Source organism: Streptomyces sp. UNOC14_S4 (assembly GCF_020740835.1).
Lineage (GTDB): Bacteria > Actinomycetota > Actinomycetes > Streptomycetales > Streptomycetaceae > Streptomyces.
Genome location: NZ_JAINFC010000049.1, coordinates 1 through 25,081 on the forward strand (window position 1 = coordinate 1; position 25,081 = coordinate 25,081).

Annotated in this window: 25 protein-coding genes; 8 read left to right on the forward strand and 17 right to left on the reverse strand. The window is 71.5% G+C overall.

Annotated features, from left to right (window positions below):
- Positions 1-186: 186 nt before the first annotated feature.
- Entirely contained in the window at positions 187-1,440 is a 1,254-nt protein-coding gene (locus tag K6I34_RS07060; RefSeq protein WP_229323284.1) for an SAV2148 family HEPN domain-containing protein, read from the forward strand.
- 149 nt (positions 1,441-1,589) lie between these two features.
- The gene (locus tag K6I34_RS07065; RefSeq protein WP_229323286.1) at positions 1,590-2,300 is read left to right on the forward strand and encodes a 3'-5' exonuclease; all 711 of its coding nucleotides are present in this window, start codon (positions 1,590-1,592) and stop codon (positions 2,298-2,300) included.
- 17 nt (positions 2,301-2,317) lie between these two features.
- On the opposite strand, the gene K6I34_RS07070 is transcribed toward K6I34_RS07065, so the two are convergent.
- Complete coding sequence (locus K6I34_RS07070) at positions 2,318-3,208, reverse strand: phosphotransferase enzyme family protein (RefSeq protein WP_229323288.1); 891 nt, start codon at positions 3,206-3,208, stop codon at positions 2,318-2,320.
- A 228-nt stretch (positions 3,209-3,436) separates the two neighbouring features.
- On the reverse strand, positions 3,437-7,834 hold the full coding sequence (locus K6I34_RS07075; protein ID WP_229323290.1) for a trypsin-like peptidase domain-containing protein: 4,398 nt from the start codon (positions 7,832-7,834) through the stop codon (positions 3,437-3,439).
- Positions 7,835-8,256: 422 nt separating this feature from the next.
- On the opposite strand from K6I34_RS07075, the gene K6I34_RS07080 reads away from it, so the two are divergent.
- The 4 genes from K6I34_RS07080 (at position 8,257) to K6I34_RS07095 (ending at position 11,613) form a co-directional block, all read left to right on the forward strand.
- Positions 8,257-9,495 carry a S8 family peptidase gene (locus K6I34_RS07080; protein WP_229323292.1) on the forward strand — a complete coding sequence of 413 codons (1,239 nt, stop codon included), beginning with the start codon at positions 8,257-8,259 and terminating at the stop codon, positions 9,493-9,495.
- A gap of 134 nt (positions 9,496-9,629) precedes the next feature.
- Positions 9,630-10,595 (forward strand): AraC family transcriptional regulator, encoded by a 966-nt coding sequence (locus tag K6I34_RS07085; RefSeq protein ID WP_229323295.1) that lies wholly within the window; start codon positions 9,630-9,632, stop codon positions 10,593-10,595.
- A 123-nt stretch (positions 10,596-10,718) separates the two neighbouring features.
- Positions 10,719-11,030: a DUF6355 family natural product biosynthesis protein gene (locus K6I34_RS07090; RefSeq protein WP_229323297.1), complete on the forward strand. Its 312-nt coding sequence runs from the start codon at positions 10,719-10,721 to the stop codon at positions 11,028-11,030.
- 76 nt (positions 11,031-11,106) lie between these two features.
- Complete coding sequence (locus K6I34_RS07095; protein ID WP_229323299.1) at positions 11,107-11,613, forward strand: levansucrase; 507 nt, start codon at positions 11,107-11,109, stop codon at positions 11,611-11,613.
- A gap of 53 nt (positions 11,614-11,666) precedes the next feature.
- Here the strand turns inward: K6I34_RS07095 and K6I34_RS07100 are convergent, their stop codons facing one another.
- Both K6I34_RS07100 and K6I34_RS07105 read right to left on the reverse strand, forming a co-directional pair.
- On the reverse strand, positions 11,667-11,834 hold the full coding sequence (locus K6I34_RS07100; protein WP_229323301.1) for a hypothetical protein: 168 nt from the start codon (positions 11,832-11,834) through the stop codon (positions 11,667-11,669).
- Positions 11,831-12,058, reverse strand: coding sequence for a hypothetical protein (locus K6I34_RS07105; protein WP_229323304.1), 228 nt, complete (start codon positions 12,056-12,058; stop codon positions 11,831-11,833). The genes K6I34_RS07100 and K6I34_RS07105 overlap by 4 nt, the downstream gene beginning before the upstream one ends.
- Before the next feature lie 164 nt (positions 12,059-12,222).
- On the opposite strand from K6I34_RS07105, the gene K6I34_RS07110 reads away from it, so the two are divergent.
- On the forward strand, positions 12,223-12,975 hold the full coding sequence (locus tag K6I34_RS07110; RefSeq protein WP_229323305.1) for a helix-turn-helix domain-containing protein: 753 nt from the start codon (positions 12,223-12,225) through the stop codon (positions 12,973-12,975).
- A gap of 11 nt (positions 12,976-12,986) precedes the next feature.
- Positions 12,987-13,460 carry an NUDIX domain-containing protein gene (locus K6I34_RS07115; protein WP_229323307.1) on the forward strand — a complete coding sequence of 158 codons (474 nt, stop codon included), beginning with the start codon at positions 12,987-12,989 and terminating at the stop codon, positions 13,458-13,460.
- Here the strand turns inward: K6I34_RS07115 and K6I34_RS07120 are convergent.
- From K6I34_RS07120 to K6I34_RS07175, 13 genes are all read right to left on the reverse strand, one after another.
- Positions 13,457-14,014: an HD domain-containing protein gene (locus K6I34_RS07120; RefSeq protein ID WP_229323309.1), complete on the reverse strand. Its 558-nt coding sequence runs from the start codon at positions 14,012-14,014 to the stop codon at positions 13,457-13,459. The two genes, K6I34_RS07115 and K6I34_RS07120, sit on opposite strands and share 4 nt — an antisense overlap.
- A 178-nt stretch (positions 14,015-14,192) precedes the next feature.
- The gene (locus K6I34_RS07125) at positions 14,193-14,939 is read right to left on the reverse strand and encodes a sirohydrochlorin chelatase (protein WP_229323311.1); all 747 of its coding nucleotides are present in this window, start codon (positions 14,937-14,939) and stop codon (positions 14,193-14,195) included.
- A gap of 10 nt (positions 14,940-14,949) precedes the next feature.
- Entirely contained in the window at positions 14,950-15,855 is a 906-nt protein-coding gene (locus tag K6I34_RS07130) for an ABC transporter permease (protein WP_229323313.1), read from the reverse strand.
- Positions 15,842-16,642: an ABC transporter ATP-binding protein gene (locus K6I34_RS07135; protein ID WP_229323314.1), complete on the reverse strand. Its 801-nt coding sequence runs from the start codon at positions 16,640-16,642 to the stop codon at positions 15,842-15,844. Before K6I34_RS07135 ends, K6I34_RS07130 begins: the two co-directional genes overlap by 14 nt.
- 37 nt (positions 16,643-16,679) lie before the next feature.
- On the reverse strand, positions 16,680-17,795 hold the full coding sequence (locus K6I34_RS07140) for an aliphatic sulfonate ABC transporter substrate-binding protein (RefSeq protein WP_229323326.1): 1,116 nt from the start codon (positions 17,793-17,795) through the stop codon (positions 16,680-16,682).
- Between the two features lie 96 nt (positions 17,796-17,891).
- On the reverse strand, positions 17,892-19,223 hold the full coding sequence (locus tag K6I34_RS07145) for a sulfate adenylyltransferase subunit 1 (RefSeq protein ID WP_374230839.1): 1,332 nt from the start codon (positions 19,221-19,223) through the stop codon (positions 17,892-17,894).
- Positions 19,224-19,225: 2 nt separating this feature from the next.
- The gene (cysD, locus tag K6I34_RS07150) at positions 19,226-20,137 is read right to left on the reverse strand and encodes a sulfate adenylyltransferase subunit CysD (protein WP_229323316.1); all 912 of its coding nucleotides are present in this window, start codon (positions 20,135-20,137) and stop codon (positions 19,226-19,228) included.
- Positions 20,134-20,667 (reverse strand): adenylyl-sulfate kinase, encoded by a 534-nt coding sequence (gene cysC / locus K6I34_RS07155; RefSeq protein WP_229323318.1) that lies wholly within the window; start codon positions 20,665-20,667, stop codon positions 20,134-20,136. The genes cysD and cysC overlap by 4 nt, the downstream gene beginning before the upstream one ends.
- Before the next feature lie 20 nt (positions 20,668-20,687).
- Positions 20,688-21,407, reverse strand: a complete 720-nt coding sequence (locus K6I34_RS07160; RefSeq protein ID WP_229323330.1) for a phosphoadenylyl-sulfate reductase — start codon at positions 21,405-21,407, stop codon at positions 20,688-20,690.
- Between the two features lie 32 nt (positions 21,408-21,439).
- Entirely contained in the window at positions 21,440-21,622 is a 183-nt protein-coding gene (locus K6I34_RS07165; RefSeq protein WP_229323320.1) for a hypothetical protein, read from the reverse strand.
- A gap of 40 nt (positions 21,623-21,662) precedes the next feature.
- On the reverse strand, positions 21,663-23,378 hold the full coding sequence (locus tag K6I34_RS07170; protein WP_229323322.1) for a nitrite/sulfite reductase: 1,716 nt from the start codon (positions 23,376-23,378) through the stop codon (positions 21,663-21,665).
- Between the two features lie 191 nt (positions 23,379-23,569).
- Entirely contained in the window at positions 23,570-23,653 is an 84-nt protein-coding gene (locus K6I34_RS38820) for a putative leader peptide (RefSeq protein WP_374230841.1), read from the reverse strand.
- 232 nt (positions 23,654-23,885) lie between these two features.
- Positions 23,886-25,081: protein phosphatase 2C domain-containing protein (locus K6I34_RS07175; protein ID WP_229323324.1), on the reverse strand; the 1,196-nt coding region annotated here is incomplete at its 5' end.

A 25,081-nucleotide genomic window follows, 5' to 3' on the forward strand; every position in this document is an offset into this window, starting at 1 on the left:
GCCCTGCGGAGGCGCCCTGGCGGCCCTCGCGGCTATGAAACGGCTCACTCCGCGTATGACGATCCGTCACAACACGTACGCAGAACAGGAGAGTTGGCGGAGGGCCGGTCGTGTCCGGGTGCAGCGCCGCCCGCCCGCGCAGTAGTCTGCCTTGATCGTTGGACGGGGGCGGAAGGCGGTGCACTGGTGAGCTCGGGCGGGCTGGAGCTGCCCCCTGGGGAGGGCTGTCCAGGGATTGACGGTCCAGGGGTTGACGGTTCGGCCGACACACCACCCGGCGCGGTGTCCTTGGCGCGCCCCGTGGAGATCGGGGCCGCACTGGACTGGGACGCGGAGGCGTGGAGCGAGGTCCGCACCCGCGCCCGGCGCGCGGGGCGGGCCTACATCTGGCTGAACCTGGTGGAGCAGCGGCTGCGTGCCGTCGTCGCGGCCGTGCTGCGGCCCGTGTACGAGCCGGTGCACGGCGAGGACGAGTGGGTCGTCGCCGCGGCGGGCCCGGCGGGGCAGGAGTGGGTCCAGCGGGCCGTCGCGGTACGGGAGGTGAGCCGCCGCAAGGGCTATCTGCTCGACCCGGCCGACGACAACGTCCTCAGCTTCCTCACCCTGCCCCAGCTGCGGGAACTCCTCGTCCAGCACTGGCCCTGCTTCGAGCCGTACCTGGACGACCGGCGCGAGCTCGAACTGGCACTGGACGAGCTGGAGGTGACGCGCAACGTCGTCTCCCGCAACCGCGCGCTCTCCGAGACGGTCCTGGCCCAGGCGGAGCGGGCTTCCGCGCGGCTGCTGAACATCCTCGGCGGCGGCACCGGCGCCGCCCCGTCGGCCGACCGGCTGCCCGTCGACGCCGTCGAGGACCTCGTGGGCGACCGCTACGCCGACGTGGTGGGCGTCCACCCCGACCGGGTGCGGCTCCAGCGGCAGCTGCCGGTCGAGGACCTCTTCGGCAGCGCCCGCCGCCTCGACGCGGTGGGCATAGGCCTGAACCTCCTCGTGCAGAACTACTCGGGGAGGCGGCTCGTACGGCTCGCGGAGGCGGGCTGCCGGGCCCGGCTGCTCTTCCTCAACCCCGCCAGCAGCGCCGTGCGCCGCAGGGAGCGGGAGCTGGGCATCAAGAAGGGCGAGATGAGCCGGTCCGTCGAGATGAACATCATGCACATGCGGCGTGTCCGGGACCGGCTCCGGGACACCGCGGCCTTCGAGATCCGGGTCTTCGACGAGACCCCGCGCTTCACCGCCTACCTCGTCAACGGGGACGGCTCGGACGGCCTGGCCGTCGTCCAGTCGTACCTGCGCAAGGCGCGTGGCATGGAGGCGCCGGTGCTGGTGCTGCGCGGCGGGGGCAACGTCCTGCGGGACGGGCGGGAGCCGGAGCAGGGGCTCTTCGAGACCTACCGTGAGGAATTCGAGAGTGTGTGGGCGGATTCGCGCCCTGTGTCCTGAATATTTCTGAATTGTCGAGGTGGCAGCTGACGGACCGTGGGGCGTGGGGTGCTCCGCCGGGCGCTCCGCGGGACGTTCCGCGGGGCGTTGTCAGTGGTCCGTGCGAGGCTGGTCACCAGTCGGGGGAAGCACCACGAAGGGGGGCCGCCATGGGGTGGCACCAGGATCTGCTGATCGGTTTCGACCTGGAGACCACGGGCACGGATCCGGCGGAGGCGAGGATCGTCACGGCCGCCGTCGTCGAGACGAAGCGCGGCGAGCCGGTCGGCCGCCGGGAGTGGCTGGCCGATCCCGGCGTGCCCGTTCCCGCGGAGGCCGCGGCCGTGCACGGCATCACCACCGAGCGCGCGGCGCTCGGCAGGCCCGCGCGCGAGGTGGTCGAGGAGGTGGCCGACACCCTCGTCGCGCACTGGTCGGCGGGCGTGCCCGTCGTCGCCTACAACGCCTCGTTCGACCTGTCCCTGCTCGCCGCCGAGCTGCGGCGGCACGGGCTGCCCCCGCTCGCCGAGCGGCTGGGCGAGGCGGCGGCCGGCCGCACCACGGGCCCGGTCGTCGACCCCTACACGATGGACCGCGCCCTCGACCGCTACCGGAGGGGCAAGCGCACGCTGGAGGCGGTCTGCGAGGTCTACGGGGTCGTGCTCGACGGCGCCCACGAGGCGGGCGCGGACGCCCTCGCGGCAGTCCGCGTCGCCCGCGCGCTCGCCGAGCGGCACCCCCGCATAGCCGAGGCCTCCCCCTGGTCGCTCCACGACGACCAGGTGCGCTGGTACGCGGACTGGGCGACGGATTTCGAGCAGTGGCTCCGCCGCAAGGGCGACGCGGACGCGGTGATTGACCCGCGGTGGCCGCTGCGCTGACGGGTGCCCCGCATCCCTCAGAAGGGGTACCAGCGGACCGCCGGGTCGCCCTCGCGCAGTGACGCCACGCGGCGGCGGAACTCGGCGAGCGCGGCCGGGTTCCCCGGCGCGTGCTGCGCCACCCACGCGCAGCTCGCCGTCTCCCGGGCCCCGCGGAGCACCGCGCACCCGTCCCACTCCCGTACGTCCCACCCGTAGGCCCGTACGAACGCGTCGTAGGCCGCGGGGTCCAGGCCGTAGCGGTCCCGGCTGAGGGCGAGCACCACCAGGTCGTGCTCGCGGAAGTCGTCGGAGACGGTCTCCAGGTCGACCAGGACCGGACCGTCGGGTCCGATGTGCACATTGCGGGGGAGGGCGTCACCGTGGATCGGGCCCGGCGCCAGGTGGGGGGTGAGCGCGGCGGCCTCGGCGGCGAAGCCGTCCCGCCGCGTACGGAGGTACGCGGCGTCCGCGGGATCGATGGCGTCCCCGGCGAGCCGCAGCCACCGCTCCACCCCGCCGAGCAGTTCGCGCTTCGGCAACGCGAAGCCGGGCTCCGGCAGGGCGTGCAGCGTGCGCAGCAGCTCGGCCAGGTCGGTGGTCGTCGCCGCGCGCGCCGGCTCCGGCAGCCGGTGCCACAGCGTCACCGGGTGCCCGTCCGCGGTCCTCGGCTCGGGCTCCGCGGCCCGCACGGCCGGTACGGCGCTCTCGGCGAGCCACGCGGCGACGCGCAGTTCGTGCCGGGCGCGGGGGAGGAGGGAGGCGTCGCGTCCTACCTTGACCACGAGGTGGGGGGTGGCGAAGACGGCGTTCTCGCCCAGGGCGATCAGCTCGGCGTCAGCGGCGGGTACCTCGGGTACCGCTGTCGCGAGGAGCGCGCGGGCGCTGCGTTCGTCGAATGCGGGGGCGTCGGCCACGGGGGTCCTCATCTGCGGGGGCTGGTCCGGAATCAGTCTCTCGCGCCGGGCCCCGGACGGACGCGCAGGGGTCCGGACGGACGCTCCGGCCCCACCGTCGGCCCGGCCCCCACCGGGTCCGGGACACGGCCCCGTACGCGCGTGGAACGAGCGGCACGGCAGGAGCGAGCGGTACGACGGGGAAGCGGTACGACGGGGACGGGGCACGGAACGGCGGTGGCGAGCCGGTCTCCGGCGCCCTCAGCACACGGGTTCGGAGTCCTGCCCACGAAGGTATTCCGCCTTCTCTGCCTCGGTGAAGTCGCGGCGCAGGCCCGCGCAGAGGGAGTCGGCGATGGCCTGCGCGCCGGGCAGATCCGCTCCCCACAGGCGTACCGCGCCGTCCTCGCCTCCGGTGGCGAGGACGGCGCCGTCGGGGCTGAAGGCCGCCGACTGCACGGCCTTGGTGTGGCCGATGAAGGTGGCGCGGAGTCTGCCGGTCCGCACGTCCCACAGACGCGCCGTGCCGTCGTCGATCCCGGTGGCGAGGAGGCCGCCGCCGGGATCGGCCACTATCGACAGCGGGTATTTCCCGTCGCCGGTGAGAGTGGTGCGTGCCGCGCCGGTCTTCAGGTCCCACAGGCGGATGGTGCCGTCCTTGCCACCGATGACGAGGGTGGTGGCATCACGGCTGAAGGCCACGAAAGCCAGCCGTTTGCGGCCGGGCAGGGTTTTGCGGGGTTTGTCGGTGCTCATGTCCCACAGGCGTACGTCCCCCTCGTCGCTCGCGGTGGCGAGCGTGCCGCCGTCGGGGCTGAACGCCACGGACTCCACGGGGTCGGTGGGACCGGAGAGGGCGGTGCGGATCTTTCCTGTGCGCACGTTCCACAGGCGCACGGTCCCCTCGTCGCTCCGTGTGGCGAGGGTCGCGCCGTCGGGGCTGAACGCCAGCGACCGCACGAGGGAGGAGGCGCTCTTGGGGGCGCCCAGGACGGCACGGGACGTGCCGGTTCCCACATCCCACAGGCGTACGTCGCCGTTCTCGCTCCCCGCGGCGAGGACACGGCTGTCGGGGCCGAACGCCACCGCCGACACGCCCTGCCCGTCGGCGGCAAGGGCGGCGCGCGGCCTGCCGGAGCGCGCGTCCCACAGGCGGATGGCGCCATCGCCGCGTCCGGCGGCGAGCGTGCCGCCGTCGGGGCTGAACGCGACCGAGGACACGCCCTCCCCGCCGTCGGCGAAGGACGCGCGCGGCGTGACGGGCTTCGTGTCCCACAGGCGTATGCCGTCGGAGCCCACGGAGGCGAGGGCGGTGCCGTCGGGAGCGAACGCCACCGACCGCACCAGATCGGTGTGCCCGGCGAGTGTGGCACGGGTCTTGCCGGTTCTCACGTCCCACAGCCGCACGCTGCGTTCGTTGTCACCTCCGGTGGCGAGGAGGGTGCCGTCGGGGCTGAACGCCAGACCCGACATGCGGCCGGTGTCCGCGATGACGGTGCTGCGGACCTTGCCGCTGCCCGCGTCCAGCAGGCGTACGGACTGGCCGATCCTGGCGGCGAGAGTGGTGCCGTCGGGACCAAATCTCACCGAGTCCACCGTGACATCACGGCCGGCGAGAGCGATACGGGGCTTGCCCGCCTTCACGTCCCACAGCCTGCCGCCGTCGTCGCTCCCGGTGGCCAGGGTGGCGCCGTCGCGGCTGAACGCCAGCGACCGCACGATCCCGGAGCCGCCGGTGAGGGTGGCCCGGGCCTTGCCGGTCGTCACGTCCCACAGGCGCACGATGCCGTTGCCGCCTCCGGTGGCGAGCGTGGTGCCGTCAGGGCTGAACGTCAACGACTCCACCCCGTCGCTGCGGTTGGCGAGGACGGCGCGGGTCATGCCGCTGTGTGTGTCCCAGAGGCGCACGGTGTCGTCGGCGCCCGCTGTGGCCAGAGTGGCGCCGTCAGGGCTGTACGCCACCGCCATCACGGTGTCGGTATGGCCGGTGAGGGCGGCGCGCGGTGCGCCGGTCCTCGCGTCCCAGAGGCGTACGGTGCCGTCGTTCTCGCCCCCGGAAGCCAGGGTGCCGCAGTCGGGGCTGAACGCCACCGACCAGGTGAACGTGGTGGGGGCGAGGCGGTGCTGGAGGAAGAGCGCGGGGGCCGTGTAGAGGGCGCCCGCGGCTTCGTCCGTGCGGCTGGTACGCCACGCCTTGACGGCCAGGAGCGAGGCCACGTCCGGATTACTGGACGTCAGACCGGCGGAGAGAGCGGCTAGTTGGCGTGACTGTGCCGTGTGCTGCGCCGTGACGGCGTGGTGCTGCGCGGTGGTCGCGGTGTGCCGCAGGTAGAGGGCGAGGCCGGTGGCGATCAGGGCGAGTGCCAGCATCGTGGCGAGGACGGCGTTGAGGCGCCGGGTGCGCCGCAGCGCTGCCGCCTGGTGTCTGCGGCTGGCGTCGAGGAGCGAGACGAGCTCAGCCGGGAGCGGACGGCTGCCCGCCCATTCCTCCCCTTCCGCGAGGAGGGAACCGTCCAGCAGGTCCCCCGGAAGGCCACTGTGCGCGTAGCGGGCCTGCTGCTCCGTCGCGCGGAGCAGCCAGACCTGGAACTGGTGGTCCTGGGCGACCCAGCCGCGCAGGTCGGCCCAGTCGCGGATGAGCGCGTCGTGGACGAGTTCCGCGGCCGGTTCGCCGGGCGGTGTGCCGGGGAGTGCTCCGGGCGGTGCGGTGGTGCTGGTGGTGACGATGCGGTGGCGGGTCAGGGTCGCCAGCACGCTGTCGAAGGCGGCGTCCGCGTCGGTATCCGCGTGGACGCCTGCGTCTGCGTCTGTGCCGTCGGGGCCGGTGCCGGGGTCGGTGAGCCGTGGGCCGGCGGCCAGGGTCCGCAGGCGGGAGAGAGGTACGGGCCTGCGGGTGGCCGGGGTGCCGTCGGTCTCGTCGGCCGGCCGGACCAGCGCGGTGAGGACCCGCCGCGCGGTCGGGCGCTGGTCGTCGGGCAGTCGGCCGAGTGCGTGGTCGCACCAGACCGTCAGGCTGCCGGTGACCTTGCCGATCCTCTCGTAGGCCGCGTGCGTGAGGCGGCCGTCCTCGCGGCGCCGTCGCAGCCAGAGCTGGCGCAGGGCCAGCTCCAGGGCAGGGAGCAGGGTGACGGGCGCCTGCCGGCCCGCCGGGTCGTCGCTCTCCAGGACGTCGTCGGCGATCCGGTCCGCCAGCCCGGCCTCCAGAGGCAGACCCACGGCCGCGGCGGGGCGGGTGACGATCGCCTTCAGCTCGGCGCGGCCGAGCGTAGCGGGGACGTTGCACAGGCCGGGCAGGGCGGCGGCCATCAGCTCGGGAGCGAGGGCGTCGAGCGGCGCGTAGAAGTCGTTGCGCATCACCAGGAGCACGGTGACGGGGGCGTGGGAGGCGCTCAGTTCCACGAGCCGGTCGACGGCCCGCAGGCGCGGGTCGTCCGTGCGGGGGAGGACGGCCGGGCCGGACCGTGTGAGGAGTTCCTCGAACTGGTCGACGACCAGCAGCAGACGGTCGTGGCCCGGCTCGGCGGCCAGCCGGGCCGCGATCGCGGACGGCAGGCCGTCCGAGGTGGCGCCGGGCAGGCCCCCGCGCTCCAACTGGGCGAGGAGGTCCTGGCCCGGCCGGACGCACACGGGCAGCCAGCGGTCGCCGCCCGGGATCGTCCCTTCGGCCAGCGCGGGCAGGACGCCCGCGTTGACCAGTGACGACTTCCCGGCGCCCGAGGGGCCCAGCAGCATCAGCAGCCGCCGGTTCCCGCCGAGTGCCGTCAGGACCCGTTCCACGGCCGCGTCCCGGCCGTGGAACCACTCGGCATGCCGGGCGGTGAACGGCTCCAGCCCCAGGTACGGGCAGGGCTGATGCTCGGCGAGCCCGGGCCGTACTGCCCGCAGCACCTCGGCCGGGGTGGCGTAGGCGATGCCCAGGCCCTTCAGATGGGCGTCGGGGGAGACGATGGCGGTGACCATGCCAATCACCAGGCCGGTCACCTCGTCCACGACGGGACCGCCGCTGAAGCCGGTCGTCAGGTCGCCGGCCGCCGTCAGCTGGAGCAGCTGTCCCGCCCTGTCAGCGACGGGCAGCAGGTCACCGGCCTCGCCGTATGCGAAATGCCCACCGGGCGGGGCCTGGGCGGGGAACCCGAACGAGAACACCCGGTGCCCGCGGCATCCCGCGCCCGCCCCCGCGGCCATGCCGTGGGCTCCCGGCGGCACGGTCTCCAGACGGAGCCCGGCGATGTCCTCCGCGTCCGGTGGCCGCCACTCCGCGGTCACCACCTCCGCCGCCACCCGCGGCGCGCCCGGCAGGTGGGGGAAGGCCAGCTCCACCCGGCTTCCCGGGGTCCGGCCGGCGGCGAGCACCACGTGCGCACAGGTGAAGCCGGTGTCCCCGCCGGACAGGAAGCCCGCCCCGACGACGATGTTGTCGGCGCCGAGCACCTGGAAGACCGAGGCGGCCACCGAGGGCTCACCGGCCCCGGTGAGCCCGTCGTCGTCCGGGGCGGCGCCTGCCGGGGCATCCGGGGCGCTTGCCGTGGCGTCCGGGGAGTTCGCCGTGCCGTCCGGGAGGCCTGCGAACGGGCGACCACCGGAGGCCGGTTCCGCCGGGGCGTCACCGTTCCCTGTCGCGGGTTTTCCAGCGGGGCCTAAGGCAGGATCGTCCCCCACGGTCATCGGTCCTCCCGGGAGTGGGCACCTGTCTCTCGCCACTTAACCGGACAACCGTGCCCCTTGCCCATCCCCGCGCACCGCCCGCCGGGAACCGGCACATGCGGACCCTGTGATTCCGTGGCCCCTGAGGTGTCCGGTGTTCCGCGGTCGTGTGGAGTGCCGCGATGTGTGAAACGTGCTCGATACGCGTGAAACATCCTGGAAACAGCGACAGTTGACCGGCCATTGTCCAATTTGCCGTTGTTCAACGGCATTTGAATTCCATAAAGACGTTGCGTATGTCACACCTCCGCGCAGGCGTTTGAATTGAGCGCGTCAATCCTGACAGGGTTTCGGGAGCCCGGAGCGATCCCTTCCGTCGCTCCGGGCGATTGCGCCCCACGCGCAATCCCCCCACAACGCAAGGAGGAAACCCCGTCATGGGAACCCACAAGCGCGTCGGCAAACGACGGCTCGTCCTGGCGATATCCGCCGCCACGGCCGTCGCGGCCGGTGCCACGGTGCTGGCGCTGCCCGCAGGCGCGGCTCCCGCGCCTGCCGAGGGCACGGTCTTCGGCGCAGGTGCCAAGGACGCGGTCGACGGCAGCTACATCGTCCTGCTCAAGGACGGCGCGAGTGCCAAGGCCGCCGGGAGCCACTCGCTCACCGCGCAGGGCGAGGACCTCGCCGCCCGCTACGGCGGCAAGCTCAACCGCACGTACGACTCGGCCGTCCACGGCTTCTCCGCCAGCGGTCTCGACGCCACCGAGGCGAAGCGGCTCGCCGCCGACCCGGCTGTGGCCAAGGTCGTGCAGAATCACCGCTTCAGGATCAGTGCGACGCAGGAGGCCCCGCCCTCCTGGGGGCTCGACCGGATCGACCAGACCGAGACCAAGGGGGACGGCAAGTACGCCTACCCGGATAGCGCGGGTGAGGGTGTCACCGCGTACGTCATCGACACCGGCGTGCGCATCAGCCACAAGGACTTCGGCGGTCGCGCGTCCTACGGCTTCAACGCCGTCGACAACAACGACAAGGCCGACGACGGCAACGGCCACGGCACGCACGTCGCGGGCACCATCGCCGGTACCGCGCACGGTGTGGCCAAGAAGGCCAAGGTGGTGGCCGTGAGAGTCCTCGACGCCCAGGGCTCCGGCACCACCGAGCAGGTCGTCGCGGGCATCGACTGGGTCACCAAGAACCACAAGGGCCCCTCGGTCGCCAATATGAGCCTTGGCGGCGGCGCCGACGAGGCCCTGGACGCGGCCGTGCAGAAGGCCATCGCCTCCGGCGTCACCTTCGCCGTCGCGGCGGGCAACGAGTCCACCGACGCGGGCCAGGGCTCCCCGGCCCGGGTGAAGGAGGCCATCACGGTCGCTTCCTCCACCAAGGACGACAAGCAGTCCGACTTCTCCAACTACGGCAGCGTCGTCGACCTCTACGCCCCCGGCTCGGACATCACCTCCGACTGGAACGACAGCGACAACGGCACCAAGACGATCTCCGGCACCTCCATGGCGACCCCGCACGTCACGGGCGCGGCCGCGCTCTACCTGAGCGGCCACAAGGACGCCACGCCGGACCAGGTCGCCTCGGCACTCACCCAGGGCGCCACCCCGGACAAGATCTCCAACCCGGGCCCCGGCACGCCGAACAAGCTGCTGAAGGTCGTTCAGTAAGGCCGCAGCAGTAAGCAGGTGTTCTGTCGGCCGTCGCTCCCTACCCCCACGGGGCGCGACGGCCGATTCGCGTGCGCGTACCGGACCGCGTCAGTCCCCTCCCGTCGGCGCCGCAGCGCCCGTACGGTGCCCGGATGGCCGATCACGACGAGACCGTGTTCTTCCGCGGTGGCGATATTTCCGCTCTCCATGCTTTGGTGGGCGCGGAGTTCTCCCCCTACCGTCTCCGCGTCACGGGCTCTTGTCCCCGGGCGGAAGGGTCGTTCCGGCGTCTCGGGCGCGGGGCCTTGTCCGTGTACGAACTCGGGTACGGCGTGGACGCGGACGTCCTGCCCGGCGAGCTGCCCGACTTCTACCACGTCCACATCCCACTGGCCGAGCACGGCGTGCTCACGGTGGACGGCAAGGAGCCCGATTCGCCGCTGAGCGTCGTCGGTCCCGGCCAGCGGCTCGTCATGTCCTGGCGGGGCGACAGCCTCAACCAGATCGTCCACGTCCCCCGCCGGACCGTGGACCGGGCCGTTGCTGTACGCCTCGGCGAGCCGCCGGCCTCGGTGGTCCGGTTCGACCCGTCATTACGTGAGGAGAACGCGCCCGTCCGGGCGTGGCTCAGCGTCGTGCGGGCCTACGTCGAAGGAGCCGAGGGCGGGTTGCTGTCCGCTTCCCCGCTGGCTCAGGGGCACTTCGAGCAACTGCTCGTCCACGGACTGCTCGACACCCAGCCGCACACTCTCGGCGGCGCACTGCGCGAGAGCGCCGCCGTGCCGCCCGCGGCCGTCCGCAGAGCTGTCGTTTTCTGCGACGAGCATGCGCACGAGCCGATATCGGTGGCGGACATCGCTCAGGCTGCCCGTGTCAGCCTTCGGGCGCTGCGCTCCGGATTCCGCGCGCACCTCGGCACCACTCCGCTCGGCCACCTCCGGCGCGTCCGCCTGACGCGGGCCCACGACGACCTGCGGGCCGCCGCACTCGGCGACACGGCGGAAAGCGTCACCGACATCGCCCTGCGCTGGGGCTTCACGCACCTGGGCCGGTTCGCCCAGGCATACCGTGACGCCTATGGCAGGACGCCCTCGCAGACCCTGCGCGGGGAGGGATGAGTGCGCTCTCACCGGCGGGCGCTATCCGAAAAAGAGCGACGGCGGCGGCCGTTTCCGGATAGCCCCTGCCCGGTCGCGTCTCCGAGACTGGCCGCACATTGCGATCGTCGGGAGGGAGTACTCATGAGATCGAACTGGGCGCGTGCGGCGGCCGTGGCCTGTGCCGTTGTCGCCATGGGCAGTGCGGCCACGACTGCTTACGCGGCGCCGGAGACGGCGTCTGTTTCGACCAAGTTGCAGGCCTGTGGGTGGGACCCGGACGGGCCGTCGGGGCGTGCCTACTACAACCACTGCACCTCGGACGGCAGCTGGATCTACATTCGTGTCGAGTTCCAGCAGGGCGGCGGGACTCCCTTGTGCGTCGCTCCCGGCCGTACCTATTTGGGGCTCACCGCCGACATCAAATACGCGTGGTACACGGGCGGGTTGTGCTAGATCCGCCAGGCGCCTATCCATTCGAAGTCCCCTGCAGGACCCTGACCCCGCTTCACTCGCCTGAATAATCGTGCACATGATCGAAAATTCGGTGCAGGGCTATATGGCCTCGCTGGAACAGCAGCTGACGGCTGACGGGTGTGCGACGCACTGGGAGGACTGGTCCAGCATGGCCGTCCTCGTCGGGCGGCGTGCCGACTTCCGGGTGCGGTGGATGGCCACGCGCGTTCACCTGTTCACTGTTGCCGCTGCCATGCCCGAGATCACGCGGCCTGACATCGAGCGGTTCACCAGGCGGGTGCTGACCTACGCGAAGGCCAATAAAGGGGGCCTCCCGCTCGGCTCGCAGACCGGGGTCATCGTCTTTCCCGTCCTCGTCGGCGAGCGGGTCGACCCGGAGGCGGTGGCCTGGGCAGAAGAGAAACAGCGGGGCGAATTCGCCTGCATGGCGCGCCCCGTGGTCGTCGGTGTGGCGCGGCAGCGTGTGGGGTTCTACAGCGGGAACCCGTTCTTCGGGCGGGTCTACGCGTCGTATGTGAACGAGAAGGGCGCGCGGTACTTCCTCGGTGAGGGCGCGTCCTGAGGTGGTGCTGGGGGCTCCCGCCGTGCGGGGGAGCCCCCAGCGGTGTTTCCGGATCAGGAGTGGGCCGTCGCGTTGTGCCGTGCGATCTCCGCTGTCAGCTGCTCGGCCTGCTCATGCTCGTGCTCACGCCGGGCCGTGGCGCGGGCAATTACCAGGCGCATGCACTCCCGGCACGTGCCACCCTTGGAGGTGGAATTGCCGGTCGGCTTGTTGACGCTCACAGGTCGCCCACCTCCAGGTGCGCGTCCCGGAAGTGGCGGTCCTGTGCCTTGCGCACCCACGCCGTGGCTGTCCGGTCTTGTCCGGCCTGTTGCTCCCACTTGTCCAAACGGATGCACTCCGGGCAGGTTTTCGGGTCACCTTTGACGATCGTGCCGGATCCCACCGAAGCGTGGGCCAGGGGTACGGCTGGTCGGATGGCGGTGTTCGTCGATCGCCTGTTCATGTTGGTGTGCCTCCGTCGTGTCCCGCTCTTGGCTGGCGGGCAACTCCTTCGTCCTCAAGACTCGCGGCCCTGAGTGAGGCAAGTAACCGCGCAGGTAGACGTGTTGGGGACGTCTCATCTACCGTCAAGACGTCCCAGCGCGTCCCGACACCCGAGAGGACGGCATGGCGAACGAGCGGCTCCGAGGGGCGATCGTGGAGTCAGGTCTGACCCTGGAGCAGGTCGCGGATCGCATCGGCGTGAACATCAAAACGGTGGAGCGCTGGATCAACGGAGGGCGCCCGCCTTACCGTCGGCACAAGTACGCCACGGCGAAGCTCCTCCGCCGTGAGGTGTCCCACCTCTGGCCGGAGGCGCGCACGGCATCCGAGGTAACGGATGCCGGTCAGGCTGAGCTCATCAAGCTCTACCCGCACCGCAACATGGTGCCCGGTCATCTCTGGACCCGGCTCTACGCGCAGGCCACGAAACGGTTCGACATCCTTACGTACTCCGCTTTCTGGCTCACGGAAGACTTGAATTTCCACCGGATCGTGAAGGAGAAGGCGGCCGCTGGCCTCCACATGCGATTCATATTCGCCGATCCGGACTCCGCAGCCGTGGCCCTGCGCGGCGAAGAGGAGGGAGTGGGCAGCGCACAGGCGAGCAAGACCCGCAATGCCCTGGTGAACTGTGCCCCGCTCTTCGGTCTTCCAGGTGTGGAGTTCCGACTCCACGGCACCACGCTGTACAACTCCCTGTACCGGGCCGATGATGAAATGCTCGCCAACACTCACGTATACGGAATCAGCGCTTGGCTTGCCCCGGTCCTTCATGTCCAACGCGTACCTGGTGGGGAAGTTTTCGACACCTACGCCGAGAGCATTGAACGAGTCTGGGAGACGGGACGTCGCATTTTCTCTCCCAAAGAATGTTGAGGTTGTACACCATGGCCCGAACTGATTACTTCCGGGATCCGCGTGCTCCAAAAGCAAATTCTGTCGTGCCATCAGCCAGCGCCGTTGTTCTTGACGACGCCGGTCAGTTGCTCATCATCCACAAGACGGACAATGACCTTTGGGCACTTCCCGGGGGAGGCCACGACATCGGCGAGAGCATCGCCGACACGGTCGTCCGAGAAGTGCGGGAAGAAACTGGGATCGAAGTGGAGATCGAGCGTCTCACAGGCGTCTATACCGACCCACAACACGTCATGGCGTACGACGACGGCGAGGTACGCCAGCAGTTCACCATCTGCTTCCGTGCTCGGCCAACCGGTGGTGCGGTACGCACAAGCTCGGAGTCGAAGGAAGTGCGCTGGGTCGCCCCTCCAGAGCTTGCCAACCTCGACATGCACCCGTCGATGAGGCTGCGTATCGAGCACGGCATGGATGAGAGCCGCACGTCCCCTTACATCGGCTAGCCCGCTCCAACGGCAGCGAGGCGCCGCTCCACCCGCGCAACCGCCGCGTGGACGTCAGGTGCGGCCCGCTGGATGAATCGGCCCACGATGGAATCCGGGCTGTAACGACGCACGATCTCATCGATACGTTCCGCCGAATTGGTTCGCCTGCCGTCCGGGGCCGTCGTCATATCGCAGTAGACCAGTGCATCTACAAGGTGTGGCTCTTCCCTCTCGAATTCCCTGGCCAGCTCCTCTCGAATCCCTCGCTCCTCCGCCTCCAGCAAGGCGAACGTGTGGTGAGCCACGAGCCGTACGATGCGCTCATCCGCATCCTTCTGGTAGCGAAGGAAACGCGCCCCGTCCAGCGGATGAAACCCGGTCTTGGTCAGTGCTGGCGAATATCCGATGTCATGCAGGACTGCGGCAGCTTCCAGAAGCTCCGCCTCGCTACCGAGGATGGGTTGCAAGTCCCGGGCTCGCTTCCCCACTCCGAGCGAGTGCGCCCAACGGCGCGGCAGAGGTTCGGACAGCAGGGATTCCGCGAGCTCGTACGCCCACTCTGTCAGTTTCACCGTGTCCACCCTTATACGAAGGATTGTCATCCGGTGAGGTCCGCACCTCCCGATGTTTACCCGGGGCGGCGGCGGTTAACAGCCCTTGCCCCTCCGACTGAGCAACCGCTGATCTTAGCGAGGGCCGCGGCCCCCTCGGCCGCCTGACAGACCGGCGTCCCGGGCGGGCTGTGGGAGATCAGCCCGCCCGGCGGCAGCCGGCCAGCGCAGCCGTCCGCGCCTCCTCATAGCGACGCAGCAGCACCGAGACCAGCTCCGGGCAAGCGCCCAACGGTTCCGCCACCACGTCCGCTGACGCCGACGCCCCGCCCCGCGCGATGCGGTCCGGGAGGCGTCCCGGGGCGATGACGTAGGGGGCCACCGCCACCCGTCGGGCGCCCCCCGCGCGCAGCGCGCGTACCGCCTCGTCCACGCGGGGCGACGCGGCCGACGCGTACGCGGGCCGTACCGCCTGCCAGCCCCCCGTACGCTGCCACTCTCGCGCGAGCCCCTCGATCACCGCGATCGCCCGCGGGTCCGACGAGCCCGCGCTCGCCAGCACCACCCCCGTCGTCGCACGATCCTCCTGCCGCACCCCGGCCTCGTACAGGCGCCGTTCGAGCGCCGTCGTCAGCAGCGGTGACGGACCCAGCACCTCCGCCTGGCGCACGGTCAGCCCCAGAGGAGTCGCCTCCCGCAGCACCGCCGGGATGTCCGTCCGCGCGTGGAACGCGTGCGTCAGCAGCAGGGGGAGCGCGATCACTTCCCGTACGCCCTCCGCCGCCAGTCGTGCCAGCACCTGGCCTGCGCCCGGCAGGCAGAAGTCCAGGTACGCCACTTCCACCCGCAGCCCCGGGCGGGACGCGGCCAGGTGGTCGCGGAGGGCGGTGACCGTCGCCGCGTGCCGGGGGTCCCGGCTGCCGTGGGCGACGAGGAGCAGGGCCATGACGCGCGCCTTACCGCCCCGCGAGGCCGCGGTTGCGTAGGACCCGTCGTTCCAGGGGGCTGAAGACGATCAGGTCGATCGCGATGCCGACGAAGAGGATCAGGATGATGCCGAGCAGCACGCTCGGCATGTCGGAGTCGGTGCGGGCGTTCTCCAGGTACTGGCCGAGGCCGAGGCCGAGGTCGGGGGAGGAGGCGATGAGTTCGGCGGCCATCAGGGAGCGCCAGGAGAACGCCCAGCCCTGCTTGAGGCCGGCGATGTAGCCGGGGAGCGCGGCGGGCAGCAGGACGTGCCACGCGCCGCGGGCGCCGGTGGCGCCGAGGGTGCGGCCCGCGCGCAGGTAGAGCGGGGGGACCTGGTCGATGCCGGAGACCAGGCCGTTGGCGATCGACGGCACGGCGCCGAGCAGGATCACCGCGTACATCGCGGAGTCCGTGATGCCCAGCCAGATCACCGCCGCGGGCACCCAGGCGACCGACGGCAGCGACTGGAGCCCGGACAGCAGGGGGCCGAGCGCGGCGCGTACGAAGCGGACCCGGGCGACGAGCAGGCCGAGCGGTGTGCCGATCGCGAGCGCGGCGAGGAAGCCGAGCAGGCCGCGCGAGACGCTGGTCCAGATGATGTCGAAGAGCGTGCCCCGCAGCCACAGGTCCCGGAGGCTGTCCCAGACCGCGGAGGGGTCGGGCAGCTTGTAGTCGGGGGTGACGTGCGCGAGGACGAGGATCTTCCAGACCACCAGCACGAGGACCACCGCCAGCACGGGCGGCAGCACCTTCTGCAGCAGGACCTGGGTGAAGGGGGTGCGTTCGACGCGTACGGAGTCCAGGGCGTCGAGGCCCGCCTCCAGGCCGGCGAGGTCGCCCGTCTGTCCGGGCCCTGGGGAGGGTTTTTCCGTCGAGGTGTCAGTGCTGGCCATGGCGGCGGATCTCCCCACGCAGTTCTTCGGTGATCTCGACGGAAAGGTCGGCGACGGCCGCGTCCTCGATGCGCCGCGGCTGCGGGATGTCGACCGCCCACTCGCGCGCGACCCGGCCGGGCCGGGACGACAGCAGCACCACGCGCTGGCCGAGCCGTACGGCCTCGCGCACGTTGTGGGTGACGAACAGCACCGACAGCCGTGCCTCGGACCAGATCCGGGTGAGCTCGTGGTGGAGGACGTCCCGGGTGATGGCGTCGAGCGCCGCGAACGGCTCGTCCATCAGCAGCAGGCTGCTGTCCTGTGCGAGCGCGCGGGCGAGCGCGACGCGTTGCCGCATGCCGCCCGACAGTTCGTGCACCCGCTTGCCGTAGGCGCCGCCGAGCCGTACGAGCTCCAGCAGCCGTTCCGCCTCCGGGCGGCGCTGCGGTTTCGGCACTCCGCGCAGCCGCAGGGCCAGTTCGACGTTGCGGCCCGCGGTGAGCCACGGGAAGAGCGCGTGCTCCTGGAACATCAGGGCGGGGCGCCCGCCGGGCACCTCGATCGTGCCGGAGGTCGGCCGGTCCAGACCGGCCACCAGGTTCAGCAGGGTGGACTTGCCGCAGCCGGACGCCCCGAGCAGGCAGACGAACTCGCCGGGGCGTACGTCGAGGGTGATGTCGTCCAGTACGGGCTGTGTCGCGCCCGGACGGCCGAAGCTCTTGTGGACGTGGTCGAGGCGGACGGCCGGTGGTGTGTCGTTCTCGGTGTCGGCCGTTGCGGAGTGATCGGTCAGCGCCCCGGTCATCCGGGCACCTCCTGGGTATGGCTGCTGTGCACGAGCGCTACTGCTTGCCGAGCTGCGCGGCGTCGAACGGCTGCCTGCCCGCGGCGCGCAGCACCTTGTTGAGCGGGGTCAGGTCGTAGATGCCGGAGAGGTCGGGCGTCTCCAGCAGCCCGGCCTTGACGGCGTTGTCCGCCTCGGTGCGCAGAGTGGAGGCCAGCGGGTCGTCGGTGACCTCGATGCTCTTCCACGCCGGGTCGATGATGTCGGCGGGCAGCGCCTTGCCGGACAGCTGCTGGAGCGCGGCGTTCGCCGCGTCCCTGGCCTTGTCGGGGTTGTCCTTTATCCAGGCGTTCGTCTTCACGGAGCCGCGCAGCACGGCCTCGACCACGTCGGGGTGCTGGTCGAGGAACTTCTGCGACACGATCACATTGGTGATGACGAACTTCTTGTCCGGCCACAGCGTGGACTCGTCCAGCAGCACCTTGCCGCCCTCGGAGACCAGCTTGGACGCGGTGGGTTCGGGCACCCAGGCGCCGTCGATCGAGCCGGACTTGAACGCGTCCGGCGTGACCTTGTTGTCCGTACGGACGACGGAGACGTCCCCCTTGCCGCTCTGGGCGTCGACCTTCCAGCCCTGCTGCGCGATCCAGTTGAGGAACGCGACGTCCTGGGTGTTGCCCTTCTGCGGGGTCGCGATGCGCTTGCCCTTGACGTCGTCCAGGGAGGAGATCTTCTTGGGGTCGACGACCAGCCTGACCCCGCCCGAGGTCGAACCGGAGATGATCCGCAGGCTCTTGCCCTTGGACTTCGTGTAGCCGTTGATGGCCGGTGACGGTCCGATCCAGCCGATGTCGATGGAGCCCGCGTTGAGCGCCTCGATCTCGGAGGGGCCCGCGTTGAAGGTGGTCGCACGGAGCTTGGTGCCCCCGAGCTCCTTCTGGATGATCCCCTCGTGGTCGCCGACGAGCGGGGTGGCGTGGGTGATGTTCGGGAAGTAGCCGATCCTGACGGTGTCGGCGGAGAGCGCCTTGCCCTGGGCGGTGGTGTTCTTCCCGCCCTTGGGAGCGGAGTCCCTCTCGGAACCGTAGCCACAGGCGCCGAGCGCGCCGATCAGCAGGGGGACGGCGACCGCGGCCGCGACGCGGCGGCGGGCGGGGCGGATGACGGCAGGCACGAGCACGAGGGGGACATCCTCTCGAACGGCCGGGCGCACGGCGGAGGTGCACCCGGCAGCGGTGCTACGGGGGTTCGGGAACAGTGAGCGCCACGGTTACCGGTCGGCACATCGGCCGATACCGCCCCTGCCACCTCCGAACGCCTCTCCGGCCATGCCTGCGGTGAGGGTCGTGCCGTCGGCGGGGTCGATCAGCAGGAAGGAGCCCGTGCGCCGGGAGTCGGCGTAGGCGTCGAGCGCGAGGGGCTCCGCGGTCCGCAGGACGACCCGGCCGATGTCGTTGGCGGCCAGCTGTCCGGGGTCGGCGTGCAGGGAGAGGTCGTCCAGGGCCAGCTGCGAGGGGATGGCCTTGACGACGGCCTTGACGGTGCGGGTGGTGTGCTTGAGCAGGACGCGCTGGCCGACCGTCAGCGGCCGGTCGGCGACGTGGCAGACGGTGCCCTCGACGTCCTGGGTGACGGCCGGGGCGCCGTCCGTCGGGACGACGATGTCGCCGCGGGAGATGTCGATGTCGTCGGTGAGCGTGACGGTCACGGACTGCGGCGCCCAGGCCACGTCGGCGCCGCGGCCGAGGATGTCGATCCCGGCGATCGTGCTGGTGCGGCCGGAGGGCAGGACGGTCACGTCCTGGCCGACGCGCAGCACGCCGGAGGCGATCTGGCCCGCGTAGCCCCGGAAGTCGGGGTGCTCGGCGCTCTGCGGCCGGATCACGTACTGCACGGGGAAGCGGGCGGGGGCGTGCGAAGGGTCGTCGACGACGGGCACGGTCTCCAGGTGTTCGAGCACGGTCGGCCCGCCGTACCAGTCCATGTGCGAGGACGGCTCGACCACGTTGTCCCCGGCGAGCGCGGAGACGGGGATGGCGGTCACGTCCGGGATGCCGAGCGAGGCGGCGTAGGCGGTGAACTCCTGGGCGATGGCGGCGAAGACGGGCTCGGCGTAGTCGACCAGGTCCATCTTGTTCACGGCGAGGACGACGTGCGGGACGCGCAGCAGGGCGGCGACGGCGGCGTGGCGGCGGGTCTGCTCGACCACGCCGTTGCGGGCGTCGACCAGGACCACGGCCAGCTCGGCGGTGGACGCGCCGGTGACCATGTTCCGCGTGTACTGCACGTGCCCCGGCGTGTCGGCCAGGACGAACCGCCGCCGGGGCGTGGCGAAGTAGCGGTAGGCCACGTCGATGGTGATGCCCTGCTCGCGTTCGGCCCGCAGCCCGTCCGTCAGCAGGGCCAGGTCCGGCGCCTCCTGGCCGCGCCGCAGGGACGCGTCCTGGACGGCGGCCAGCTGGTCGGCCAGGACGGACTTCGAGTCGTGCAGCAGACGGCCGACGAGGGTGGACTTGCCGTCGTCGACGGAGCCCGCTGTCGCGAAGCGCAGCAGTGAGGTGGCGGTCATGGCCGTGTCCGTCAGGGAGTCGAGTGCGGTCATGGCTAGAAGTACCCCTCGCGCTTGCGGTCTTCCATCGCGGCTTCCGACAGCTTGTCGTCGGCCCGCGTCGCACCCCGCTCGGTGAGGCGGGACGCGGCGATCTCGGCGATCACGGCGTCGACGGTCGCGGCGTCGGAGTCGACGGCGCCGGTGCAGGACATGTCGCCCACGGTGCGGTAGCGCACCAGTCGTCTTTCCACGTGCTCCGTGTCACGCGGGCCGCCCCAGTCACCGGGGGCCAGCCACATGCCGTTGCGCTGGAACACCTCGCGCTCGTGCGCGAAGTAGATCTCCGGGAGGTCGATCTTCTCGCGGGCGATGTACTGCCACACGTCCAGCTCGGTCCAGTTGGACAGCGGGAAGACGCGGACGTGCTCGCCGGGCGCGTGGCGGCCGTTGTAGAGCTGCCACAGCTCGGGGCGCTGCCGCCGGGGGTCCCAGCCGCCGAACTCGTCGCGCAGCGAGAACACCCGCTCCTTGGCGCGGGCCTTCTCCTCGTCCCGGCGGCCGCCGCCGAAGACCGCGTCGAAGCGGTTCCGCTCGATCGCGTCCAGCAGCGGGGCGGTCTGCAGCGGGTTGCGCGTGCCGTCCGGCCGCTCCCGCAGCCTGCCGTCGTCGATGAACTCCTGTACGGAGGCGACGTGCAGCCGCAGCCCGTGCGCCGCCACCGTGCGGTCCCGGTACTCCAGCACCTCCGGGAAGTTGTGCCCGGTGTCCACGTGCAGCAGGGTGAACGGCAGCGGCGCGGGCGCGAACGCCTTGAGCGCCAGGTGGAGCATCGCGATGGAGTCCTTGCCGCCGGAGAAGAGCAGCACCGGCCTCTCGAACTCGCCCGCCACCTCGCGGAAGATGTGCACCGCCTCGGACTCCAGCACGTCCAGGTGCGACAGGGCGTAAGGGTTGTCGTCGCTCACAGCAGGCCCCCTTCGCCCAGCAGGGCGTGCAGTTCCGCGGCCGATTCCCCGACGCTCTGCTCGTGCGCCCGGATGCGCAGATCGGGCGCCTCCGGAGCCTCGTACGGGTCGTCCACTCCCGTCAGTCCGGATATCTCGCCGGCGGCCTGCTTGGCGTACAGGCCCTTGACGTCCCGTACGGAGCAGACGTCCACCGGCGTCGCCACGTGCACCTCCACATAGGGAGTGCCGTGCTCCTGATGGCGCTTGCGGACCGCCTCGCGCGAATCCGCGTACGGTGCGATGACCGGCACCAGGACCTTCACGCCGTGGGAGGCGAGCAGCTGGGCGACGAAGCCGATCCGCTGCACATTGGTGTCCCGGTCGGTGCGTGAGAAGCCCAGCCCGGCGGAGAGGAACGTGCGGATCTCGTCGCCGTCCAGCACCTCCACCCGGTGGCCTTCGTCGCGCAGCCGTTCCGCGAGAGCGCGGGCGATCGTCGTCTTGCCCGCGCTCGGCAGGCCCGTGAGCCAGATGGTGGCCCCGTTCATGGTGTCCTCTCCGTGTCGAGTCATCCGTGCAGCCCGCATTCCGTTTTCGCGCGCCCGGCCCAGCGGCCGCTGCGTGCGTCCTGCCCGGGCAGGACCCTGCCGGTGCAGGGGGCGCAGCCGATGGAGGCGTAGCCGTCCATCAGCAGCGTGTTGGTGAGCACGCCGTGTTCCGCGACATAGCGGTCCACGTCGTCCTGCGTCCAGCGGGCGATCGGGGAGACCTTCACCTTGCCGCGCCGCTCGTCCCAGCCGACGACCGGGGTGTCGGCCCGGGTCGGGGACTCGTCGCGGTGCAGGCCGGTGGCCCACGCGTCGTAGCGGTCCAGGGCGGCCGCCAGGGGGGCCACCTTCCGCAGCGCGCAGCACAGGTCGGGGTCGCGGTCGTGCAGCCTCGGGCCGTGCTCGGCGTCCTGTTCGGCGACGCTGCGCTCCGGCGTGAGCGTGATGACGTTGACGTCCATGACCGCCGCCACCGCGTCACGGGTGCCGATGGTCTCGGGGAAGTGATAGCCGGTGTCGATGAACAGGACGTCGATGCCGGGCCGCACCCGCGACGCGAGATGGGCGACGACGGCGTCCTCCATGGACGACGTGACACAGAACCGGGGGCCGAACGTATCGGCGGCCCAGCGCAGGATGTCGGACGCGGAGGCGTCCTCCAGTTCCCGGCCGGCCCGTTCGGCGAGCGCGCGCAGGTCCGTGCCGGCGGTCGTGGGGCCGCGCCGCGTGGGGCCGTTCATGGGGTCGCTCGTGGGGCCGTTCACGGGGTCGGTCATGGGGTGCCCCCTTCGGGCTGCTGCCCGGGCGCCAGGCCCTTGGCCAGCAGCCCGAGGAACGAGATCCGGAATGCGCGGTTGCACAGGGCGCATTGCCAGGCGCCGTGGCCCTCCTCGGAGGGGCGCAGGTCCTCGTCGCCGCAGTAGGGGCAGTAGAACGGGGCTGCCCGCTCGCTCATGCGTCCGCCCCTTCCGTCGTCTTCACCGTCGGTATGCCGATCATGCCAGATCCGATTCGGAAGCGCGTGCGACCCAGGTCGCGAACCGTTCGCCGTCCTCGCGCTGTTCGCGGAAGCGCAGCAGGACACGCTCGACGTAGTCGGGGAGTTCGGCCGAGGTGACCTTCAGCCCGCGCACCTTGCGGCCGAAGCCCGCGCTCAGCCCCAGCGCGCCGCCCAGGTGGACCTGGAAGCCCTCGACCTGGCGGCCGTCCGGGCCCAGGACGAGCTGGCCCTTGAGACCGATGTCCGCAGTCTGGATACGGGCACAGGCGTTGGGGCATCCGTTGAGATGGATGCTGATCGGCTCGTCGAAGTCCGGAATCCGACGCTCCAGTTCGTCGATGAGCGCGGCGCCGCGGGCCTTCGTCTCCACGATGGCCAGCTTGCAGAACTCGATTCCGGTGCAGGCCATCGTGCCGCGCCGGAAGGGCGACGGCCTGACCTGGAAGTCCAGCGCCTCTAGGCCCGTGACCAGCGATTCGACCTGGTCGGGCGCCACATCGAGGATCAGCATCTTCTGCTCGACGGTGGTCCGCAGCCGGTCGCTGCCGTGCGCCGCGGCCAGTTCGGCGACCTTGGTGAGGGTGGCGCCGTCGACCCGGCCGACGCGCGGGGCGAAGCCCACGTAGAACCGGCCGTCGCGCTGCGGGTGCACCCCCACGTGATCACGCCAGCGCGACGCGGGCTCCGGCGGCGGGGGCCCGTCCACGAGCGCGCGCCCCAGGTACTCCTCCTCCAATATCCGGCGGAACCTCTCCGGCCCCCAGTCCGCCATCAGGAACTTCAGCCGGGCGCGGTTGCGCAGCCGGCGGTAGCCGTAGTCGCGGAAGATCCCGACGACGCCCGCCCAGACGTCCGCGACCTCGTCCAGCGGCACCCAGGCGCCGAGCCGTTCGGCGAGCCGGGGGTTGGTGGACAGGCCGCCGCCGACCCACACGTCGAAGCCGGGGCCGTGCTCGGGGTGCTCCACGCCGACGAACGCGACGTCGTTGATCTCGTGCACGACGTCCTGGACGGGCGAGCCGGACACGGCCGTCTTGAACTTCCTCGGCAGGTTGGAGAACTCCTTGCTGCCGATGTAACGGTCGTGGATCTCGTCCACCGCGGGCGTGCCGTCGATGATCTCGTCCGCCGCGATGCCCGCCACCGGCGAACCGATGATCACGCGGGGGCAGTCCCCGCACGCCTCGGTGGTGGACAGACCGACGGCCTCCAGCTTGTCCCAAATAGCGGGCACGTCCTCGATACGCACCCAGTGCAGCTGGATGTTCTGCCGGTCGGTGATGTCCGCCGTGCCGCGCGCGTACGCCTCGGAGACCTCGCCGATCGCGCGCAACTGGGCCACCGTGAGCCGCCCGCCGTCGATCCGGACCCGCAGCATGAAGTACTTGTCGTCCAGCTCCTCCGGCTCCAGGACCGCGGTCTTGCCGCCGTCGATCCCGGGCTTGCGCTGGGTGTACAGCCCCCACCAGCGCATTCGCCCGCGCAGGTCGCTGGGGTCGATCGAGTCGAAGCCTGCCTTGGCGTAGATCGTCTCGATGCGTGTCCGCACATTGAGACCGTCGTCGTCCTTCTTGAACTGTTCATTGGCGTTGAGCGGCGTGAAGTGCCCGACGGCCCACTGCCCTTCGCCACGGTGGCGGCCGCCCTTGCGGCGCTGGGCGGTGGCGGGTCCCGCAGGGGGCCCCGCGGGGAGATCCGGGGTGACAGCCATGACGATCTGTCCTTCTGGGTGGTGCCCGATGGTGCCCGCGCGGCTCACGGGGTGCCTGCACGGCTCGTGAGGCGTGGCAGAAATACCCCTGGCGGGCCGTGCTGACCTGCGCGTACGCGGAAGCGGCCCGGAGCGCGGGCGAATGGCGCGGGCGGGGAGAGAAAGGGTGCGCGACGGTGGTGCTGAGACGCTCAGCGTGCCGGACAGATGGAGCTGGACATGCGGCCCAGGTCGACGTGACGTCGACTGACCAAGGCAACTCCGGCGTGAGACATGACGGAAGCGTGGCATGGGCTTCTCGGAGCAGTCCACCGTTGTCCGTATGGCGGACTTATGAGTCTTGAGGTGCGAGATCTGTTGGCCGGTCACGCCTACTGGGCTGCCTCTTGCGCTCCGCGCGCGGCCGCGGGTCGGGTGGGGCCGGTCGCGCAGTTTCCCGCGCCCCTTTCGGGGCGCGGCCACCTCCAGCCGTCGGGGGCCTGGGGGCGGAGCCCCCAGGTCGACCCCTCACGCCTCCCAGAACGCGCACGCGGTGCGGTCGTCCGCGTACCCCGTCACACGAAGCTGCGCGTCTCCCAGGAACGCCGCCATGCCCGGCGCCTCCCCGCCGCCCCAGCGGCGCGCGAACTCCGCGCCCAGTTCCGGTTCGCCGCGCATCGGCTCGGCCAGTCCCGCGCTGCACAGCAGCAGGACGTCACCGGGCCGGGCCACGGACGCCCGGAAGCGGAACGGCTCGCCCGGCACCTCGGGCGGTTCCACCGCCGGGGTGATGCCCGGGGTGGGGATACCCAGGTCGATGGTCATGCGGTCCTCCGGCGCCGGGCCGTAGCCCACGTACGGCTCGCCCGGCGTCACGGCATCGCCCGGTTCCGGATCCAGGTCCTGCCAGGCGTTCTCCCTGAGCCGGAAGAGGCCGCCCGCGCCGACGCCGAAGAAGACCCGCGTACGGCAGGCGGGATCGGCGGTGAACAGCACACATCGCACGGCGGCGGTGTACTCCTCGGGCAACAGGCCCAGTTCGGCGGCGCGGGCGCGCAACCGGCCGTACGAACGGTCGGTGAGCCGGTGCAGCCCGGACTTCAGCTCGCCGCGCCTGCCGCCGCGGATGTCGTCGGAGAGCCGGGTGTGGCTGCGCCCGACGGCCCCGCCGAGCCAGGCGCAGATGTCGCGTGCCGCCCGGTGCGCCTCACCGGCCATCCGGGTGCCGCTGGCCATCGCCACGAACACCAGCGCGCCGTCGCCCTCGCCGAAGCGGGTGGTCAGCAGGGCGTCGCGACGGGGCTCGCCGCGGTAGCGCGCGGAGTCGCCGCGCAGCGAGGCGGCCCGCAGGGTGACCGCGCCATAGCAGGCGCCGTCCAGCGCGGTGTCCGGCACGGCGTCCACGAGACTCCCGGGGTCGCCCTCCGGCCAGGCCGTCGGCTCGGCGTCGTACGTGGGCGGGCGCTCCCCGACGAACTCCGCGACACGCGCGGGCTTGCGCAACTGCCGGGGTACGGCGGGCAGCCGCGGCGGACGCCCCCTGGGCGCCGCGGGGTGCGGCGAGAAGAGCGTCTCCCAGGGCTGTACGGCACGTGACGGGGGAAGATCGTCCTCGTCCGGGCCGGCGGGCCCCCGACCGTTCCTCCCGTTGCGCGAGGGCATCGGGGTGTCGCGGGGCTGCGGGGATTTGGCGGGCGAGAGCCGCTGTCGCGCCTGCCGGGGGA

Bases quoted from the DNA above. Each gene is read 5' to 3' on its own strand.
- K6I34_RS07105 (WP_229323304.1), bottom strand. From the start codon at position 12,058: ATGAACAGGCGATCGACGAACACCGCCATCCGACCAGCCGTACCCCTG.
- K6I34_RS07115 (WP_229323307.1), top strand. From the start codon at position 12,987: ATGGCCCGAACTGATTACTTCCGGGATCCGCGTGCTCCAAAAGCAAAT.
- K6I34_RS07090 (WP_229323297.1), top strand. From the start codon at position 10,719: ATGAGATCGAACTGGGCGCGTGCGGCGGCCGTGGCCTGTGCCGTTGTC.
- K6I34_RS07080 (WP_229323292.1), top strand. From the start codon at position 8,257: ATGGGAACCCACAAGCGCGTCGGCAAACGACGGCTCGTCCTGGCGATA.
- K6I34_RS07165 (WP_229323320.1), bottom strand. From the start codon at position 21,622: ATGAGCGAGCGGGCAGCCCCGTTCTACTGCCCCTACTGCGGCGACGAG.
- K6I34_RS07170 (WP_229323322.1), bottom strand. From the start codon at position 23,378: ATGGCTGTCACCCCGGATCTCCCCGCGGGGCCCCCTGCGGGACCCGCC.
- K6I34_RS07125 (WP_229323311.1), bottom strand. From the start codon at position 14,939: ATGGCCCTGCTCCTCGTCGCCCACGGCAGCCGGGACCCCCGGCACGCG.
- K6I34_RS38820 (WP_374230841.1), bottom strand. From the start codon at position 23,653: ATGTCTCACGCCGGAGTTGCCTTGGTCAGTCGACGTCACGTCGACCTG.
- K6I34_RS07095 (WP_229323299.1), top strand. From the start codon at position 11,107: ATGATCGAAAATTCGGTGCAGGGCTATATGGCCTCGCTGGAACAGCAG.
- K6I34_RS07145 (WP_374230839.1), bottom strand. From the start codon at position 19,223: ATGACCGCACTCGACTCCCTGACGGACACGGCCATGACCGCCACCTCA.
- K6I34_RS07085 (WP_229323295.1), top strand. From the start codon at position 9,630: ATGGCCGATCACGACGAGACCGTGTTCTTCCGCGGTGGCGATATTTCC.
- K6I34_RS07160 (WP_229323330.1), bottom strand. From the start codon at position 21,407: ATGAACGGCCCCACGCGGCGCGGCCCCACGACCGCCGGCACGGACCTG.
- cysC (WP_229323318.1), bottom strand. From the start codon at position 20,667: ATGAACGGGGCCACCATCTGGCTCACGGGCCTGCCGAGCGCGGGCAAG.
- K6I34_RS07135 (WP_229323314.1), bottom strand. From the start codon at position 16,642: ATGACCGGGGCGCTGACCGATCACTCCGCAACGGCCGACACCGAGAAC.
- K6I34_RS07130 (WP_229323313.1), bottom strand. From the start codon at position 15,855: ATGGCCAGCACTGACACCTCGACGGAAAAACCCTCCCCAGGGCCCGGA.
- K6I34_RS07065 (WP_229323286.1), top strand. From the start codon at position 1,590: ATGGGGTGGCACCAGGATCTGCTGATCGGTTTCGACCTGGAGACCACG.
- K6I34_RS07070 (WP_229323288.1), bottom strand. From the start codon at position 3,208: ATGAGGACCCCCGTGGCCGACGCCCCCGCATTCGACGAACGCAGCGCC.
- K6I34_RS07110 (WP_229323305.1), top strand. From the start codon at position 12,223: ATGGCGAACGAGCGGCTCCGAGGGGCGATCGTGGAGTCAGGTCTGACC.